The 18,148-nt window shown below is 53.0% G+C and carries 14 protein-coding genes and 1 CRISPR repeat array (1 of these 15 only partly in view); of the genes, 11 read left to right on the top strand and 3 right to left on the bottom strand.

The window, feature by feature from the left end; genetic code table 11:
- Positions 1–216: a CRISPR direct-repeat array (repeat unit 35 nt; unit sequence GTTTCAGTCCCCTTGCGGGGAAGTGGTGGTGAAAG); it begins 7,386 nt to the left of the window's first position.
- Between the two features lie 358 nt (positions 217–574).
- A complete protein-coding gene (cas2, locus tag HPC62_RS15305) occupies positions 575–850 on the bottom strand; it encodes a CRISPR-associated endonuclease Cas2 (RefSeq protein ID WP_172357054.1) in 276 nt (91 codons plus the stop codon).
- 74 nt (positions 851–924) lie between these two features.
- Positions 925–3,192 (bottom strand): CRISPR-associated endonuclease Cas1, encoded by a 2,268-nt coding sequence (cas1, locus tag HPC62_RS15310; protein WP_172357056.1) that lies wholly within the window; start codon positions 3,190–3,192, stop codon positions 925–927.
- 396 nt (positions 3,193–3,588) lie between these two features.
- On the opposite strand from cas1, the gene HPC62_RS15315 reads away from it, so the two are divergent.
- From HPC62_RS15315 to HPC62_RS15360, 10 genes are all read left to right on the top strand, one after another.
- The gene (locus HPC62_RS15315; RefSeq protein ID WP_172357058.1) at positions 3,589–4,356 is read left to right on the top strand and encodes a CRISPR-associated protein; all 768 of its coding nucleotides are present in this window, start codon (positions 3,589–3,591) and stop codon (positions 4,354–4,356) included.
- Between the two features lie 88 nt (positions 4,357–4,444).
- Positions 4,445–6,325, top strand: coding sequence for a hypothetical protein (locus HPC62_RS15320; protein WP_172357060.1), 1,881 nt, complete (start codon positions 4,445–4,447; stop codon positions 6,323–6,325).
- The gene (locus HPC62_RS15325) at positions 6,326–8,911 is read left to right on the top strand and encodes an RAMP superfamily CRISPR-associated protein (protein WP_172357062.1); all 2,586 of its coding nucleotides are present in this window, start codon (positions 6,326–6,328) and stop codon (positions 8,909–8,911) included.
- Between the two features lie 79 nt (positions 8,912–8,990).
- Entirely contained in the window at positions 8,991–10,511 is a 1,521-nt protein-coding gene (locus HPC62_RS15330) for an RAMP superfamily CRISPR-associated protein (RefSeq protein ID WP_390819307.1), read from the top strand.
- Positions 10,508–11,161: a type III-D CRISPR-associated protein Csx19 gene (csx19, locus tag HPC62_RS15335; protein ID WP_172357066.1), complete on the top strand. Its 654-nt coding sequence runs from the start codon at positions 10,508–10,510 to the stop codon at positions 11,159–11,161. The genes HPC62_RS15330 and csx19 overlap by 4 nt, the downstream gene beginning before the upstream one ends.
- On the top strand, positions 11,151–13,340 hold the full coding sequence (locus tag HPC62_RS15340) for a TIGR03986 family type III CRISPR-associated RAMP protein (protein ID WP_172357068.1): 2,190 nt from the start codon (positions 11,151–11,153) through the stop codon (positions 13,338–13,340). The genes csx19 and HPC62_RS15340 overlap by 11 nt, the downstream gene beginning before the upstream one ends.
- Before the next feature lie 57 nt (positions 13,341–13,397).
- The gene (locus tag HPC62_RS15345) at positions 13,398–14,855 is read left to right on the top strand and encodes a TIGR03985 family CRISPR-associated protein (RefSeq protein ID WP_172357070.1); all 1,458 of its coding nucleotides are present in this window, start codon (positions 13,398–13,400) and stop codon (positions 14,853–14,855) included.
- A gap of 179 nt (positions 14,856–15,034) precedes the next feature.
- Complete coding sequence (locus tag HPC62_RS15350; protein ID WP_216655266.1) at positions 15,035–15,640, top strand: HD domain-containing protein; 606 nt, start codon at positions 15,035–15,037, stop codon at positions 15,638–15,640.
- 118 nt (positions 15,641–15,758) lie between these two features.
- Positions 15,759–16,073 carry a CRISPR-associated ring nuclease Crn3/Csx3 gene (gene crn3 / locus HPC62_RS15355; RefSeq protein WP_172357074.1) on the top strand — a complete coding sequence of 105 codons (315 nt, stop codon included), beginning with the start codon at positions 15,759–15,761 and terminating at the stop codon, positions 16,071–16,073.
- An 86-nt stretch (positions 16,074–16,159) separates the two neighbouring features.
- Positions 16,160–16,819: an ATP-binding protein gene (locus HPC62_RS15360; protein WP_172357076.1), complete on the top strand. Its 660-nt coding sequence runs from the start codon at positions 16,160–16,162 to the stop codon at positions 16,817–16,819.
- Between the two features lie 16 nt (positions 16,820–16,835).
- Here the strand turns inward: HPC62_RS15360 and HPC62_RS15365 are convergent, their stop codons facing one another.
- A complete protein-coding gene (locus HPC62_RS15365) occupies positions 16,836–17,333 on the bottom strand; it encodes a hypothetical protein (RefSeq protein WP_172357078.1) in 498 nt (165 codons plus the stop codon).
- Between the two features lie 62 nt (positions 17,334–17,395).
- On the opposite strand from HPC62_RS15365, the gene HPC62_RS15370 reads away from it, so the two are divergent.
- Entirely contained in the window at positions 17,396–18,079 is a 684-nt protein-coding gene (locus HPC62_RS15370; RefSeq protein WP_172357080.1) for a response regulator transcription factor, read from the top strand.
- Positions 18,080–18,148 lie beyond the last annotated feature (69 nt).

The raw sequence follows: 18,148 nt of genomic DNA on the forward strand, positions 1-18,148 counted from the left end.
CGAAAATACATACTCTGGTATATGACGTTTCAGTCCCCTTGCGGGGAAGTGGTGGTGAAAGGTGCAAATAACTTCTCTAGATTTATATTTGGAAGTAAATGTTTCAGTCCCCTTGCGGGGAAGTGGTGGTGAAAGATCCTGGTGATCTAGTGCTTGATCCGTTTGCAGGTTCCTCGACAACGTTTCAGTCCCCTTGCGGGGAAGTGGTGGTGAAAGAGTGCCGTCTGAAACCTGCTCCCAGCAATGGCTCGTGAGCGGAAATCGACGGTGGTCATTTTTGGGGTTCAAAAACGACTTTTCTCTCTTAAGACCCTGAATTTTTAGCGCCTGAGATGCCCACTGAATAAGGCATCGACGCTGGTCAACGAAGTTATGCGGCTTTCAAGGATCGGTGGAGATTGGACGATGCCCTCTTGAACTCCATTAACCCGGATTGGTTTCTAAAAGTCAAGCGCTAGAGGATAAAGAAAAAAGAAAGCAGCAAAAAGAGCGATCGCTGATGAATGACTCATCTGGCGATCGCCCTAGATTGTGTCGGAGCGTCCTGAGTTAAAGCAGATTGGCTCTGAAGGTATTAGATGATGTAGGCTCGGGGCGGCGGTTCTGGTGGAGAACTGCCAATCGTCAGGGCTTTGGGCAGGCTGTCGGCGGCAATCCAGTAGAACCGCACATTGTCTTCAGCGGGTTTGACCTGTCGTTTGACTTTTTCGTGGAGCTTCTTCATGTCTGCCAGGGAAATGAAGCACTCAAATACGCTGTATTGCACCCTCCGTCCGTGACCTTCCAAAAAAGTGGCCAGCTTTTGGCGGCGCTTGTCGTCGGGGATGTCGTAGACCACTAGGACTAGCATGATCAGACCTTTGATTTTGGATTGGCGACTTTGGATTTTTGATTGACGACCGGAATTGAAAGCTGGGTTTTAGATCAGGTGGCTCGGATGAAAGGGAGGTAGGGCTGGGAGTTTTGCAGACAGCGCTTGTATTGCTGCACCTGGAGCTGGATGGCTCGACGATAGGAGACAGGCTGCTGCACTGCGGGATGGGCAATTTCTTCCGAAATGCGCTCCTCAAAATGTTTGAGAAAGACTCGGCGAGCGGTGGGGTTTAGATAAATTCCACCTTCGGCGTTGGGGAAGGTGAAATCGGTGGGGCGCAGAATTTTTTTGTTAATCAGCACCATTACCAGGCTATCGACAATGGGCGATCGCCATTCTTCCATCAGGTCAAACGCAAGGTGTGGCTCCTTGCGATCGGAGCGGTGCAGATTGCCCAGGTAGGGATTTAGCCCTTCGGCCAGGATGAGGCTGAGGACGTTGTTAAACAGCAGCGTGTAGCCAAAGCTGAGCAAGCTGTTAACGGGATCTTTGGGCGGGCGGCGGTTGCGCTCTGTCAGGCTAAAGCCGGGGTTGGTGATGAGCTGCCCCAAGGCGGTGAAATAGAGCCGGGCCGACGCGCCTTCATGCCCGCGCATGACATCCAAATCGACCGTTTTGGGGAGGGCGGCGATGTGCTGATCGATGCGATGAATTTTGGCGCGGAGTCCGTCTACCTTGCGCTTGCGATTTAGCCGCAGCAGCAGATGGCGCGAGTTGGTCAGCTTGCCATGCAGGATTTGCTGCGCCATTTTGACCTGAAAGCCAGGATCATGCCGCCGCCCAAACTGGGCCGCCTCGGTCGGCAGGTCGCAAAACTCGCTGCTCCAGAGGTGTCCTTTATAGTCTCCGGCGCGGCTCATAAACACGACGGGAATCTGATGCTCCAAACATTCCGACAGGGCGCTGGTGCTAATTTGCACATTGCCCAGCACCAAAATGCGCCCGACTTCTTTAATGGGAATTTCCAGTATGGGCGGCGGCGCGGTGGTTTTAGATTGGGGATTTTGGGTTTTGGATTTTGGGGTTGGGGGTTGGGACGGGGGCGATTGTGCTGTGATGCTCTCGTTTTCCTCGGTTTCAAACCGGCCGCCCTCGATGACAAAGCGCCCGTGGTCTTTGCGGAGCATCGTGCCTTGGCGAACCAGATACAGCGTAGACATGCCATTCCTCCAAGTCCATTCTTTAGATTCGATTTGCACCGGCTTTTCGTCGCGCACCCGATAGCCCATGACGACATACAGCGGCGGCGGAATCGGCTGCTCTGAGGTTTGGACGGCTGCCAAAAGCGCCTGCTGCATTTGGGTCGCCTGGGGCGGCGGGTCGCTGTAGTGGAGAATCGGCGAGCGCGCTGGATCAGCGGCTTTTTGGGCGATCGCGGCTTCTTCCGTCTGCCGCTGCCGCTTGCTTTTGGGCTGGTCTGGCACGATGAGCGATCGCACGAAGGTATGTCCTAGAAACCGGAAGCCGTCGTTGAAGTGGGTGACGCGGGTTTTGTCGGGATGCAGTTCCAGCCCCATCGTGTCGAGCAACTCTTCTACCAAGTCGTGGGCTTTTTCGATCCGCGCTTTGGACTTAGCCAAAATGACAAAATCATCGGCATAGCGCACCAGCTTGAGTCCGGCCGCCTCAATGGCTTCATCAAAATTATCGAAATACACATTGGCCAAAATGGGCGAAATCACCGCGCCCTGGGGCACGCCTTTATTCGGCAAGATCAGCCCCGACGCGGTAGACACGCCGCTGCCGATCCACCGCTCCACCAAGTGCCCGATCGCCGGATCATGCACCCGCTCTTGCAGCTCATCAAACAGGCGACCGTGCTGAATATTGTCAAAATATTTCACCACGTCGGCATCCAGCACCCAGTCATAGCCCCGTTGTCGCCACTGGTCGATTTGCTGCACGGCGCTTTTGTAGGAGCGGCCGGGGCGATAGGCAAAGCTGCTGTTTTCAAACTGGGGTTCGAGGATGGGATGCAGCAGGTTGAGCAGGGCTTGTTGCACGATGCGATCGCGCACCGTGGGCACGGCCAGCCCGCGCCACTCGGTTTTGGGTGGTTCCCCCGGTTTTAGCTTGGGCTTCTTGGGAATGTGGAGCGATCGCAGCGGCATCGGCTGGTAGGTGCCCGTTTCGATTTGGCGGCGCAGCGTGGCCAGCTTGCGATCGGCATCCTGCTCAAAGGCTTCAACCGTTTCGCCATCCACCCCCGCACAGCCCCGGTTTCGCCGCACCTTGAGCCAGGTCTGCTCAAAGTTTTCTGCCGACAGAAACCGTTGCCAATCCAGTTTGGGCCAATTCAGCGTGGGCCGATCCAGCATGGTGATATCTCCTGAAAGGAAAGAAAAGCTAAAGGTTGCGAGGCAAAACCAGAGCCAGCGATTAGATTTAAGGCTTATGCACTTGAGTCCGATCCCCCCTAGCCCCCCTTAAAAAGGGGGGAACCGAGCCGCCCTCCGGAAGTCCCCCTTTTTAAGGGGGATTTAGGGGGATCTGCTCAAAGTCTCCTGGAGCCTATAAGCCCGATCCCCCCTAGCCCCCCTTAAAAAGGGGGGAACCGACCTGCTCAGCTTTGGCAACTGGTCTGGTTCATGGTTTCAGTTCCTATCTTCAACGGGCTTGGAAGACCCCTCTTCCAAGTGGGTGTAAAACAGTTAGGTATAGACCCGGTATCGACATTGGACATTGAGGTTTGCCCTGCACTCTGCGAAACAACTATGCGAAACACGCTGACTGAAGCCATCACCCAAGCCATCAAGGTTGTGTTTAATGCAGAGACGATTTTGCCGTTTTTTGTGGGGTCGGTTTGCCTGGGAATCTTTGGCAGTGCGGTGTACGACCTGCTCCAGTCGTGGCTGGGTGATGATGCAGTGGCGCTCGTTCGCATTGCGCTGATTTCGCTGCTGATTTTGGTGGGGGCGATCGCCGCCGTGTCGTGGCTGATTTCCCGCCAGATTGCGCTATTGCCCAGCCACATTCCCTTTGAAGTGCGCCAAAAAAAGCTCGACCAAAAGTATCCGGGGCTGATTCTGCTGGTGAGCCAGCCCGAAGCGTGCGAAACAGCCATCCGCTTTCATCTGCCAACCCTACAGTGCTGCTGGCTGATTTGTTCCAAAGAGAAGCTAGAAATGGCGCTGGACTTGCGCCGCAAGTTTCCGAGTGTATGTGTCGATGATCCGATTGTGGTGAACGATATCTACAACCCGCTGCAATTTCGCAATTGTGTGAATCAAATCTATTTAACGCGGCTGCCGAAGGGCTGGATTGAGCAAGACGTGATTGCAGACTATACGGGCATGACGGCCCACGCCTCTGTGGGTACGGTGCTGGCCTGCATCAACACGGTTCGCCCGCTGCAATATACCCCCGCCCGGACTGATCCAAAAACTGGCAGAGTCATCGGTTCTCTCGATCCGATCCGCGTGACGTTGGGGATGCAGAATGGGGGGCGATCGCATCGGGGCGATCGGCAAAAGGCAAGCTAACTCAGGTGCGCCATCTGCCGTCAGTTTGGGGTGATGCTTTAGATTCTAGTGTTCGGTTTTCTATCTTTTTCATCTTTGAGCAAGCGCTATGTTTCTTGTCCTTCTGGAAACGTCTGGCAACCAGGGCTATATCTTTTCGACCAACAAGCTGCGTGAAAACGTGGGCGCATCAGAGCTGACCTTTCGCGCTGGCACAAAATGGGTGCTAGATGCCGTGGCTGAAAACGGTGGTCATTCTCATTTGAGAGTTTGGAATAAGAATTCACAAGGTGAAGCAGAAGTCCGGGAAAATGAAATTCGAGACAAGCTAATAGATCCAAAGTGGAATCCGCCGCTGGAGTCAACGCTAGACATTGATGCTGAAATCATTCTGGCGACTTCTGGCAAAGCGCTGATCATCACTCGTGATCAGGAAAAAGCAAGAAAAATCATTCAAGCCGTCACGCTAAAGGCACTAGAAGAAGCACCCGGATTGGATATCTTTGGTGTGTTTGAGGAATTTGACTGGGAACAGGATAACCTATCGGATGTAAACGAGCAGGTGCATCATAAATTTGCAGAAGCGCGATCGCACAATCCCACCCATCATCTCCGCTTTTTGCGGCTACCCGTGGTCGATCAATGCGCCACCAGCGGATTGCCTGCCAACGAAGTAGATCCGAAAGCGGCTGGGGGAAAGGCTGTGCTGCGATCGCGCGTCTCAGTGGCAAAACGCAAGAATTACGACAGTAATACTCAGCGCATTCAAGAACTGTTAGATCGAAATCAGATTCCTCAAAGCTTTGCGAAGAGCATTAAAGCCCTAGACGACGAGGACGAACAGCAAAGCAAACAGGGTTCCTGGCGAGCCGTGATTCATGCCGATGGCAACGGACTGGGCGAAATTTTCCTCAAGTTTGGCACGCACCTGACTAAGCTGGGGAAGATGACGGGTGATATTAGCCAAAATAATCGCACTTATGTTGACGCATTGCGCCGCTTTTCCCTGGCGCTGGATGTTTGCACTGAGCAGGCGTTTATCATAGCACTGCAATCATTTGGCACGGGGCTTGAGAAGTTGCCAATTGTGCCGCTGGTGTTGGGCGGCGACGACCTGACGGTGATTTGCGATGGCAAAGCGGCGCTGCGGTTTACGCAGCAGTTTCTTCTCGCGTTTGAAGCCGAAACGCAAAAAGTTGATGAGCAGCACTATGACGGTATTCTTCCTGAAATTGCTAAAGCAGCGCTGGGCGTGAATCGTCTCTCGTCCTGTGCAGGCGTAGCGATTATCAAGCCCCATTTTCCCTTTTCGGTTGCCTACGAGCTTTCGGAATCCCTCATGCAATCGGCAAAAGCGGTGAAGCGAAAGCTGACCCATGTGTTGCCTAATGAAACAAAAGCTGTTCCCTATCCCTGCTCTGCGCTAGATTTCCATGTGCTGTATGACACAAGCGGCGTGAACTTAAAACAGATCCGCGATCGCCTTAGACCCACATCCAATACTCAGCTTTACATCGCGCCTTACATTGTCACTCCAGTTAAAGATCTGTTGGTCAAAGACGAGATGGCGCAATGGGCAGAGCCGCATCAATGGGAACACCTAGTGCGTCGAGTTGAAGCGCTAAATGCAAAGGATGAAGACGGGCGGCGCAAACTGCCGAATAGCCAGATGCACAGTCTGCGGAATGCGCTGCCGCAAGGTGTAGAACTGGCAGATGCCCAGTATCGGCTGATTCGCGATCGCTATATTGATTCACACGCAGATGTACAAAATGAGGATGCTGTCGAGAAGGGCGATCGCCCCCTTTTCGACATTCAAGCGCTGGAAGGAGATCAGGGATCTTTATTCACAATAGTTACCGATCCTGACACAGGAAACTCACTCAAAATGACTGGCTTACTGGACGCGCTGGATGCGGCTGATTTCTTATCCGCTGACCTCTCTGCGAACCCAACTTTTCAACGCGCTGCTGACCAGGAGGATGGGTAAATGAAATTTCAACTCACCATTACGATGCAGAGCGATTGGCATGTGGGCGCTGGCGCTGGCAGACGAGGCGACATCGATCGGCTGATTCAGCGCGACACCGACGGCTTACCTTACTTGCCTGCAAAAACGCTTACGGGCATTTGGCGAGATGCCTGCGAACTCATTGCCGATGGGCTGGATAGCGCTGGGCTCTCTGAGGATGCATCCACATCCTGGAACCAGTGGGTCGATTTCTTATTTGGAGATCAGCCTGCGATCGCCAACGCTGCACTTTCAACTGCGCCCCAGCCCGCCGCTCTTTCCATCCGAGCCGCCCACTTGCCAAAATCCCTGAGAAATTTGCTGAAGCATCGGGCCAAAGCCTCCAATCCTGCACATCAAGCCTTGCAAAGTGCGTTTACCTTTATCAAACCCGGAATCAGCATTGATGACAGAGGATGTGCGAAGGAAGATTTTCTGCGCTTTGAAGAAATGGCGCGAATTGGTGCGGTGCTGACGGCAGATTGTGAATTGCTGGCAGCGTTGAATCCAGAACAGCAGCAAGCAGCTTGTACTCTGTTGGCAGCAGGTGCAACGGTGGTGGAACGGCTCGGCGGCAAGCGGCGGCGCGGCGCAGGGCGCTGTGAGTTCAAGATTGATTGGCCTGAGGAGGTTGGAATTCAGCAAGCGGTGTGGGACATTCTGGCGCGAGATGCACCTGAACTTCCCGAAGCTTCAGAAGATAGCTCAGATGGCTCAGAAGATATTTCAGAAAAGACGAATTCTCTGGAAATTCGCAGTGATCAATCTGGGTGGCAGCGAATCACGATCGCCCTAGAAGCCCTAACGCCTCTGGTCATCCCCGCCCGCGCGATTGGCAACGTGGTCGAAACGCTGGACTACATTCCCGGCACGAATTTGCTGCGGCTGGTGCTGCAACAGGTGCGATCGCTCGGCGTGGATCTGAGCGATCCAATGGCGCGGGGCGATCTGCTGGTGACAAATGCCACGATTGCGATCGCCGACCAGCCAGGACAGCCGATTCCCGCTTGCCTGTTTTATGAAAAATCGGGCGGCGGCCTGTCCAAAGGGGGCACAGTCTACAACCGTTTCTGTGAACCGGAGCAAGGCTCTCAGCTTAAGGGCTATCGCCAAGGCTACATCGAGTTCACAAAGCGCTTGGAAACGCTCCCCGAATACAAAACAGTCGATACGCTCGTTGGCACACACAACACGATTGAAGACCGATGCCAGCGCCCCACCAGCGAGGTCGGCGGGGTCTATAGCTATGAGGCGATCGCCCCTGGAACCTGCTTCTGGGCTGAGCTACGGATGCGACAGTCTGTTTATGATGCACTGTGTCAAAAACAGGCTGACTGGCACGAGAAATTGCAGGGACATCACCGCATTGGACAATCTAAAAAAGATGACTATGGAGCCGTTGACATCACTGTAAAGATCATTCAACCGGAACGCAAAACAGATACCTCAACGGAGGATTCAAAACAAACAGAACAAACAGAGAAACTCTGGGTGTGGCTGCTTTCAGACGTGCTTCTGCGGAATGAGTCGCTGCGGCCGACGGCATCGGTCGAAGACTTTCGGCAAGCACTCCAGCAGACACTCAGCGCTAACCAGCAGACGCTCAACGCTGGGGGAGATGAATCACCTATTCAGCTAGAACTCTCTACTCCTGGTGAGGGGTTAATTTCCGCCATGCTGCGATCGCACCGGGTCGAGTCCTGGCAGACGTGGTGGAATTTGCCTCGTCCCTCTCTGGTGGGCATTGCGGCAGGAAGCTGCATGGTCTTTGAGGTTACTGGAACGCTCGATCCCCAGCGCCTCAGACAACTTGAGCTATCGGGCATAGGCGAACGAACCGCCGAAGGCTACGGACAGCTTTGCTTTAACCATCCATTGCTCAGCGAACCATTTGATAATGAGAGACCAAACCGCAAAACAGAGGAAGACTCGGAATCTCAAGAAGCTGAGCTAGATACACCGCCGCCATTGCTTAGTGCGTCTAACCGCAATTCTGACGTTTTTGACTACGCCCGTTTGATCGAGAAAGCTGCTTGGCGCGAAGCCATTCGCAGGGCTGCTTTGTTTTTAGCCAGTGAGGGCGATCGCCGCAGAGAGATTCTGGGCATTTGGATTGAAAACAAGCAGGGCAAAATTACCAGCCATCCCAGCATGAGCCAGCTCGGTGGTTTGCGCTCAGTCCTCTCTCAACTGAAGTTCAATCAAAAAGAGCCAGTTTTGTCCTGGATCGAAAACATTCGAGAGAAACGCTCTAACAAATGGGAGAAAACAAAAGATGGACTGGGCAAGATCGAGCGTCTGATCCATGAAGAGACACAGATTTGGCAATGGATTAGCACTGCACTTTGTCATGCTGATCCGAATCAAAACAGCCTCAACTATCCCTCTCTTCAGGAACTCACTCTAACCCAAACGGGCGAATCAGATTTGAAGCAAGAGCTTTGGGCAGAAGCAGTTCAAGTTGTCATTGATGCCTGCATTCGTGCTCATAAGCGAGAGCTAGAGGAGCTAGAGAAAAAGCAGGAGCAAGCAGTCGTTGCAGCAGGAGCAAATCATGGCGCGTAAGATAGAGGCTCGATACATCATCACAGGGGTATTAACCGCCGAAAGTCCTCTGCACATTGGCGGGGTAAACAATGACCCAATGGTTGATTTAACGCTGGCAGTCAACGGAGCCGGAGACTACTACATTCCCGGCACTAGCCTTGCCGGGGCGCTGCGCGGCTGGATGGAGGAACTGGAAGAAGGCTCCCAAATCATTTCCACGCTCTGGGGGCCGCGCCTGGGACAAACCGGCAGAACGCAGAGCGATGACGGCGCAAGCTGGGTGCTGGTAGAAGATGCCGTGATTCAGGGCGACGTGCAAACCGAACTGCGTGATGGGGTAGGAATCGATCGCTTTGGCGGCAGCGCCGCAGAATATATCAAGTTCGATCGCGCGATTTTGCCAAAAGGCAGCAAGCTAGATTTGCACATTACGTTAGATCGGGTCTCAGAGTCAAAGTTGGCGCTGAATGATGCTGAATGGAAAGCAGCCTGTGAAGCATGGTCGGGGCTATTGCAAGCACTGCAAGATGGCGAACTGAGCCTGGGCGCTGCCAAAACGCGGGGACTGGGAACCGTAAAGTTAGAAAAGTTGGAAGTCAAAGAGCAACTGTTCAATTCTCGTGCAGGCATTCTTGCGCTGCTCAAAGGGGAGTCTGGCAACTCGTCGATTTTTAATCTGGAGGCAGACACACCGCGAAAGGCGCGTCCTGCTCTAACAGTCACCATTGACTGGGCTCCCATTTCGCCCCTAATGGTGAAGGCAGAGCGCGAAGGCATCGCAGTCGATATGCTGCCTTTGGTGAGCAGCATTGGCGACCGAGTTGCGTTTGTGCTGCCGGGAAGCGCCATCAAAGGGGCGCTGCGAACCCAGGCAGAGCGCATCGTTCGCACGGTTTGCCCTGCGTTCAATCATGCCGCAGCAACAAAGCCAGCCGATTCCAAAAAAGCATTTTTGCAACAGATCGAGGTTCCACTGGTTGAAAACCTGTTCGGCAAGGCTGCCAAAACTGAGGATCAGCAGCAGAAAGTAGGTATGGGTGCTTTGACAGTCGCCGATTGCTACGCTGACCATTCCATCTCAGTAGAAAAGTGGGAAAAAGTGCAAACTGCAAAGGAATCCTCTGATTTGCTGCAAGCGCTGCAAGACGCGAAGTTACACGATGTACAGCAGGCATTTCACGTTGCGATCGATCGCTGGACAGGCGGCGCAGCGGATCAGTTTCTCTACAGCACGCTGGAGCCGATGGGCGTGCAGTGGCAGCCGATCGCTCTCCGGCTCAACTTATCTCGCCTGCCAGGAGCGGACTTGCAAAAACAAGGAGTCGCGCTGCTGCTGCTGGTGTTGCGAGATCTGATTCAGGGACGCATTCCCCTGGGGTATGGCGTGAATCGAGGCATGGGGGCGATCGCCATCAAATCTATCTCGTTTTCAGCCAGCGGCGCGAACTTACCTGACGAAATCCAAGCCCTTCACGATATCACGCTAAAGGTTGAACCAGAGCAATCGCAGACTTATCTTACTGCCCAGCATCTCGCTCAGATTAGCAGCCTTGGAGGTTTGAACGATGCCTGGAAAGCCTGGATCGAATCAACAATTCCTCAGGAGGTTGCATCATGAGCGAGGCAGTCGCTACCAAAACGAAACTGTATAGACAATCGAAGATGGACATCTCTTTGGAAGACGCGCTGAACCAGGTTAAAGACCTGATGTCGGGGGCGATCGCACTACTTTACAGCCCCCAGGCTTGCAGTTTCGGCAGATTCGAGTCAAATGGACAAGTCACCATTTGCTGTAATAGTAAACAAGGCAATAGTAAACAAGACTGGCAAGAGCAGACCCTGGATCTGTCCTCAGTGTTTGAAGCCAGAGTGTTTAATGAACGGGCTGAACTGCGCTGGCTCAGCATTCCCGGCAGCAAAGGAAAAGCCGTGCTGATCTCGGAAACAAATTTGGAGAAAAAATTTGCAGATGACACTAATGAGTTGAACTATCTCAAAGCTGTTGAACAGAAGTATTTGCTTTGGGGTGAACCCCTGAACAAGGTGAAGCAGCCTGCACCAGCCAACTGGAGTATTTTATCTGCCGCTCGAATTGGGGCAATGCCCGTTCCGATTTCACCAGGCTCTAACAACCAAACCGTTGTTGAGCTTCATAGCCGTGAGTATCTGGGCGAGATTGAACCATACGGCAATGTTGCAGTGCAAGAAGAACGCTTGATGAAGTTAACCTGGATCTCCACGAAGAAGGTAAATACCAATGACAAATAATAAACCGACACAAATCCAACGCCCCAATCATCCCCAGCGCCCCAACCCCTCTAACGCCGGAAATCAGACTAAAAAACAGTCTCCGCCTCTCAAAAAGCAGAATCAGCCTCAGAAAAAACAAGGATCTCAGAATTCTGACTCACGCCAGGTTTTCCATAATCCGTACAACTTTGTTCCTGCGACTCCCCGGCAGAATATTAAGGGCGAGTTGGGCGATCGCTCTCCTCGTGGACATGGCCAGTATCTAGATAATCTCTGGAGCGGACGAATTCGCGTCAACTTGATAACAGTCACCCCGCTCCTCATTCCGGATGCTGCCCAAGCAGAGAAGTGGCAGAACAGCGAACACAAAACCTATCCCATCCGATTGGTTGATGGCAAGCCTTACTTGCCGCCTACTTCCATCAAGGGGTCGCTTCGAGCTGCCTATGAGGCGATCACAAATTCAAGGCTGTCAGTTTTTCAGAAGCATGACGAAAACCTGGTTTATCGCATGGAGCCAACGACTAAAATCATTCCAGCTATCGTGACTAAGGATAGACGGCGTGATAAGCTAACCCTCCGCCTCATGCAAGCTGCAAAAATTCTTTGCTACAAGAAGTATGCAGAAACTGAAGAAGCTCCAATTGATAAAGGAGCTTTGGAAGTTGCTCGTGAGAATAATTATCCCGAAAATCGACTACCAAAACACACCGAGAAAATCTGGTTCCGGCTTAATACAAAAAGCTTTAAGGTGACTGAATTTCGGTTTGATGAACCTAGAGAACATGAAAAAGGCTGGCAGAAGGGTTGGGCTTGTATTACTGGCCCCAACTGTAATGAGAAGCGCTATGAGCGTGTCTTCTTTGAGCTTAGCCCTGATAAGCAGAAAAGTTACGACATTACAGCACCAGAGATCACTGCTTGGGAGAAGCTTATCAGAGACTATCAGGCTCTCCATGAAGAAGACTTAAAGGAGCGTAAGAAGGAAGAACCACCCAAGGATTCTTATAACGCTTACTTGGGGCATGAGCCAGGGCAAACTGGCTGGTCTCGACACATCTATACCAAAAGTATGGTTGAGTTGAAACATGGCACATTCTGTTATGTACAAATTCAGGACAATAAAATTACGGCTTTATTGCCAGTGATGGTTTCTCGTCAATTTTTCAAAACAACGCCAGAAGCTCTGCTAGTAGAATCCTTAAAGCCCAGCGAAAAAGTTGATGAACTTTCGCCTGCCGATCGCGTTTTTGGTTGGGTGAATCAGAAAGGCAAAGGTGCTTATAAAGGTCAGTTGCGGCTTCATTCGGTGAAATGTTTATCAACGGATGCGATTCAAGAGTTTACGGGCGATCCAGCGAATAATCCTGGATTACCGCTGACGATCCTAGGGCAACCGAAACCGCAGCAGTCTCGGTTTTATGTTAGTAGGGATAAAGAGGGCAATGCTTTAGGTAATAGCATATCCAAACAAGATGGATATGCTTCTGCAAATCAAGGGCTGCGGGGGCGGAAGGTGTATCCCCATCACAAGGCGATCGCCAAAAATGCCGACTATTGGAACGACCCCATGCGCGATCGCACTGGGCAATCTGTCAACGGCTGCTATCAGGAATATCGCCGTCCGAAAAAAGATGGCACTGAGCAGCGCGACAGCCAGAACCGCTCGATCCAAGCCTGGGTAAAGCAAAACACTCAGTTTCAGTTTGACATTGACATTACGAATCTGTCGTCTGTGGAGTTGGGCGCGTTGCTTTGGCTGTTGACCTTGCCAGACAAGCATTACCACCGACTGGGCGGCGGCAAGCCCCTCGGCTTTGGCAGCGTGCAACTGAAGATTGATTGGAGCCAAACCGATCTGCGATTAGGGCAAGATTGGCAGCAATATTATGAGTCGCTGCTGCCGATCGATCCACCCGATCCAAAGCAGGCAGAACAATGTATCGATACGTTTAAGCAGGCCGTCACACTTGCTTACTCACCAAACAAGAACAAAGAGGACTTTGAAGAAGTTCTGTTTATTCGAGCCTTTAAGCAGGCTGCAAAAGGTCTGGACGGGCCGGTTCACTATCCCAGAATGAAACCACAGCCAGACCCAGACGGCGAAAACTACAAATGGTTTACCGAAAACGAGAAAAGCAAAAAGCGATCGCTCCCACCGCTCTGGAACGAAATAGGTTTGCCCTATTGGGAATAACACGCTGGATTCACAATCCAAAATCGCCAATCTAAAATCCAAAATCGATTCACGTCTATGGAATCTTCGTTTGACTATCCGCCGACAGTAGATCTGTTGGATTATCTGGTGCCCGGTGTGCTGGGGCAAAAGGGCAATCTGCTCAAGGCAGTGCGGCTGTGGGCGATCTTGCGATCGCTCTATAGCGAGAAACCCATGCTGCTCTCTACGGATGCAGAGGGTTCCTTTAGCAATGCTCAATGGCGCGACGCTTTTTTGCAACCCGATAATCAGCAAAAAACCCTCAAACAATGGCTTTTTCAACATCAGCCTGCGATTGATGAGACACACTGGCGGCAGGCATTTGTGAATCGCTATGGCATTGAGCGCGATCGCCTCTCTGTACTGTTGGGAGATTCGCCAGCGGATGAAGAGCCGATTCCGTTTCAAGTCGATCACCGCACCTTGCGAAACGACTTTGCCACGCTGGAAAAACTGGGCTGGCTCAAGGCTAGCGGCACAGGCAGCCAGCGGCGCTACTACAAGGTGAGCGTCTTGCCGACCTTGCCCTGGATTGCTGCGATCGCTGCCGAATCTGCGGACGAGCCAGCGTTGATCCATTTCATCCCGAATGATTTGGCTAACGTCGTTGAGCATTTTCCTCAGCCCATCAACGGCATCCAGCGGTTTATCCTGGATACGGAATACATTATTTCTCAGGCTGTGTCTCGCCAAGTGGAGCAATTACTCCAAACCTTAAAGGAGGGCTGGCAGCAGACTCCCGTGCCTCCCGTGCGGCTGGTCTATCGCAGCATTCGCTACTACGAGGCAGAGTTTAGCATCCTAACGTATCCCGTTTGCATTTATTACTTTCAGCGTGCGCCATACCTGTTTGCCTTTGGTCAAACGCCGCAGCATTTAGATGATGGTAAACCGGAGCATTTGAGCTGGTATGACTATCGACTCGATCGAATTTTGTCTCTCCAGCTTTTGAGTTGGAACGATCCATCCCTGCCTGCCGAATGGCAGTTCAAAACTTCACAGGGGAAGTCCTGGGCACAGTCCTTGGCACAGTCAGTAGCATCAGCCCCAGGCTTACCCAAGCGATTTGCTGAGAAAACACCGGAATTTGTGCAGCAGGAGGTCGCCTTGGCCATGGGTGTCGAAATTCATCGCCCGATCGCCCCTTTATTACTCAGATTCGAGCGCTATTTCTACGGCAACTACATTGCCAACACCGAACGCGCCAAGCTGTTTACTGAAATGGGCTTTGCCCAGGCAGAAAAGCGCTTTCGGGCTGATCCAGAGATTAGCAGGCAGGGCTTATCGCTAACCAAGCTGTTTGGCGATCGCCCCCGCCACAAGAGCAGCGTCTTTTGCAGCGCCCAACATCGCCTCGGCGACAACAACGTCGTCATGCGGTTGCGGGCGTGGGGGCCTAATGTAGAAGTCTTGCTGCCGCTGAGCTTGCGCCAGCGAATGACAGACGATATGCAAGAAACCTGGAGGCTGTATGAAAGCGACCTGAACGAATAAAGAGACTCCATTAAGTTGGGCGTTTCTCGTGAAATGCGCCCGCAGAAAAACCCAAAAACTTCTCGCAAGTGCGAAGTCCTGTCCCTATCATCATCCGCATTGGGGAGGCGCAATCAAGAACAATGATTCCTGAAACTCAAACCCAATCCCGACCTCTTAGCCCTCGCTTTGCACACGCCTTGACCTATGCCTTTCACCTGCATCAACATCAATTGCGGAAAGGCAGCAGCGTCCCCTATATCAGCCATCTGATGAGTGTTGCTGCGCTGGTTCTAGAGGATGGCGGGAATGAAGACGCTGCGATCGCCGCGCTGCTTCATGACGCAATCGAGGATCAGGGCGGGAATGCCACTCGGAATGAGATTCGGAAGCAGTTTGGTGATGCCGTGCTACGCATTGTGGATGCCTGTACGGAATCGGACGAAACGCCAAAACCATCCTGGAAAGAACGAAAACTTCGGGCGATCGCCCAACTCCAGCAAGCCGAACCCGCCATTCAGCGCGTGATCCTTGCCGACAAGCTGCACAACCTGCGCTGTATTTGGACAGACTGGCAGCGTCAGGGCGATCGCGTGTGGCAGCGTTTCAATGCTAGCCCTGCTGATATTCTGTGGTTTTATCGGGCTTGCCTGGATGCCGTGGGCGATCGCTTTTCTAGCCCGATGCTGATAGAACTCCGCACGCTGCTTACAAACCTGGAAAATTCTTTAGACAATCTCAGAGGGTGTTTGAAAAGTATCGCCTGTAATGTTAAGCACTCAGAGATCCCCCCCAGCCCCCCTTAAAAAGGGGGGAAACCGCCTTAAAGTCCCCCTTTTTAAGGGGGATTTAGGGGGATCTTGCACGCTTTGCTACAAACAGTAGGGCTTTTCAAACATCCTCTCACCTCAAACGTAAACCCTCATGGCAAAACCCGTCTTCACAATCACTGATCACCCCCATGAGAATGGGCTAGTCCTTCGCTTGGTGGAGTTTGAAATTCCCACTGGAGTAACGACACCAGAGCAATTTGCAGAAGCTGTGCGAGAGATTGAACCAGCACTCGTGGGTTCATCGCCAATTTTGATCAACGGCCGCGGCCCGGTGTGGGGATACGGCATGATTTTTCATGCAGCGCACCCCAGTCCGGCGATCGCCACCTACGACCCCCGCCTGGGTTATGTCATTGTGCAAACGCATGATGAACGCTTTCAAGTCGGCAAGACCATCAGCCTCTAATCTCTAGCCTCTAATCTCTAGCCTCTAATCTCCCAAACCTCTCATCTCCAAACCTCTGAATCTCTAATTGTGTGCCCCTATCTACCATGACGACTCCCCATAGCCCCCTGTCTCAACCCTCTTCTGCAACTGATCCCCGTGTCCACTATCACGGTCGAGTGATTGCCGTAGGCGGGCCGCCGCATTCAGGAAAATCAGTCTTTTTGGCAGAACTGTATCGACAGTTGTTGCAGCGACAGCCGTCGGGTGTGTTTTTGCACCGCGCCTGTCCCGATGGAGAGGGCATGTGGTCCAATGAAGCCGATCCATCAGTAGTGCAGCAAATCCGCAAAAAAGCTGCCTTTTCGGAAGAGTTTGTTGGCTCGACGCTGCACATGATCGAGCAATTGGGAAGAAACTCTCAGTTGTCTCTGATTTTGCTCGATTTGGGTGGCAAGCGCACGGCTGAGAACGCCGAAATCTTGCGGCGATCCACTCATTGCCTTGTGCTGTCAGCAGATGAGGAAGAGGCGATGCGCTGGCATGTTTTTGCGGCTGATGAGGGATGTCCGGTATTGGCTAGCTTTCAGTCGCGCCTGGTGCGATCGCCCGACCATCAGATCGACCCGACCGCCCGCTCCACCATCCAGATCGATCGCCCCATTCCCCAGGGCACACTGGTCAACCTCTGCCGCGAACTGGGAGCCGATTGTTATCAAGCGGCGATCGCCCAATTTGCCGACTGGCTGCTGGCCCAACCGTGTTAGCGTCCAACACCGACGCTTACTCAATTCGATAGCGAATCAGTTGGCGAACCTGCTCAGGCGGCAGGCTTAGCTCTTGGGCGATGGCCCGCTCCACCGTGGCATAATCTGTGAGCGGATATTCAAACTCCAGCGCCTGCAACGTCGAACCGCGCACCTGGACGGCCACCTCAGACGTGCCCTCGCGCCGGTCGATTTCCACATCAATCGAAACCACCGTCAGCCGCAGCGTTAGCTCCACCTGCTGCGGATTGGGCAGAATGATTTGGTCTGGCAGGCGATAGGATTGCCCCAAAACGCGCTGATTGAGCCAGCCTGTTCCCAGCCAGAAGAGCGCACCGACGGCAGGTAGCGCCAAGAGAAGCAGGGCCGGCCTCAGGCGCGAGGGGAGCGGCGGGCTGTTGGCGGGCGATCGCAGGGGTGACGAACTCCCCGGCTTTTGGGCAGTCTGCCCGTCCTGAGCGGATAGAATTCGGCCTTGGGAGAACCGGGCACGCAGCCAGCGAAATGGAGTCATAGCAGGTAGAATTTGAAACCTGGAGGCAGCCGCAGAACGAGCTTCCTGAGCAGAGCAGGGTTATGAAGATTCTATTGGCCGAAGATGATCCGATTCAACTGGAGCCGCTCTATGCCGCCCTTGCAAAAGCAGGCCACATCACGGATGCCACGCTGGATGGGGAAACCGCGCAGTGGCTCATGCAGGAACACACCTACGACCTGCTGATTTTGGACTGGATGCTGCCCAAGATTAGCGGGATAGATCTGTGTCAACAGCATCGTCAGACGGGCAAAGGCACGCCAATTTTGATGCTGACTGCCAGGGATGGGCTGATGGATCGGGTAACGGGGCTGGACGCAGGCGCAGATGACTATTTGGTTAAGCCGGTGAATGTTCTAGAACTGCTGGCACGGGTGCGGGCGCTGGGGCGGCGATCGCCCCTTTGGACAGGCGACATCCTGCATTTGGCAGATCTGCAACTGCATTTGGCCACGCTGACGGTGCAGCGGCAAGGCGTGAGCATTCAGCTTTCGACGCGAGAGTTTCAACTGATGGAATACCTAATGCGGCATCCTCAGCAAGTCCTGACCCGCGACCAGATTGAGCGAGCGCTGTGGGAATGGAACATGCAGCCCGAAAGTAAGGCAGTCGCGATTTTAATCCACCGACTGCGATCGCGCCTGCAACCCCTGGGTGCAGAAACCTGGGTGCAGACGGTCTATGGCATGGGCTATCGCCTGAGCGTGCCAGAGGCGACTGACTGAGATCTTATACACTTGCCGTCTCCCAATTCAATCTCGAATCGCCTGAGCGTGCCAGAGGCGACTGACTGA

The sequence above is a fragment of the Thermoleptolyngbya sichuanensis A183 genome (assembly GCF_013177315.1).
GTDB classification, from domain to species: domain Bacteria; phylum Cyanobacteriota; class Cyanobacteriia; order Elainellales; family Elainellaceae; genus Thermoleptolyngbya; species Thermoleptolyngbya sichuanensis.

What these genes read in the sequence shown, in the direction of transcription:
- crn3 (WP_172357074.1), top strand. Translation starts at nt 15,759, where the DNA reads ATGGCAAAACCCGTCTTCACAATCACTGATCACCCCCATGAGAATGGG.
- HPC62_RS15370 (WP_172357080.1), top strand. Translation starts at nt 17,396, where the DNA reads ATGAAGATTCTATTGGCCGAAGATGATCCGATTCAACTGGAGCCGCTC.
- cas1 (WP_172357056.1), bottom strand. Translation starts at nt 3,192, where the DNA reads ATGCTGGATCGGCCCACGCTGAATTGGCCCAAACTGGATTGGCAACGG.
- csx19 (WP_172357066.1), top strand. Translation starts at nt 10,508, where the DNA reads ATGAGCGAGGCAGTCGCTACCAAAACGAAACTGTATAGACAATCGAAG.
- HPC62_RS15360 (WP_172357076.1), top strand. Translation starts at nt 16,160, where the DNA reads ATGACGACTCCCCATAGCCCCCTGTCTCAACCCTCTTCTGCAACTGAT.
- HPC62_RS15365 (WP_172357078.1), bottom strand. Translation starts at nt 17,333, where the DNA reads ATGACTCCATTTCGCTGGCTGCGTGCCCGGTTCTCCCAAGGCCGAATT.
- HPC62_RS15345 (WP_172357070.1), top strand. Translation starts at nt 13,398, where the DNA reads ATGGAATCTTCGTTTGACTATCCGCCGACAGTAGATCTGTTGGATTAT.
- cas2 (WP_172357054.1), bottom strand. Translation starts at nt 850, where the DNA reads ATGCTAGTCCTAGTGGTCTACGACATCCCCGACGACAAGCGCCGCCAA.
- HPC62_RS15340 (WP_172357068.1), top strand. Translation starts at nt 11,151, where the DNA reads ATGACAAATAATAAACCGACACAAATCCAACGCCCCAATCATCCCCAG.
- HPC62_RS15320 (WP_172357060.1), top strand. Translation starts at nt 4,445, where the DNA reads ATGTTTCTTGTCCTTCTGGAAACGTCTGGCAACCAGGGCTATATCTTT.
- HPC62_RS15330 (WP_390819307.1), top strand. Translation starts at nt 8,991, where the DNA reads ATGGTTGATTTAACGCTGGCAGTCAACGGAGCCGGAGACTACTACATT.
- HPC62_RS15315 (WP_172357058.1), top strand. Translation starts at nt 3,589, where the DNA reads ATGCGAAACACGCTGACTGAAGCCATCACCCAAGCCATCAAGGTTGTG.
- HPC62_RS15325 (WP_172357062.1), top strand. Translation starts at nt 6,326, where the DNA reads ATGAAATTTCAACTCACCATTACGATGCAGAGCGATTGGCATGTGGGC.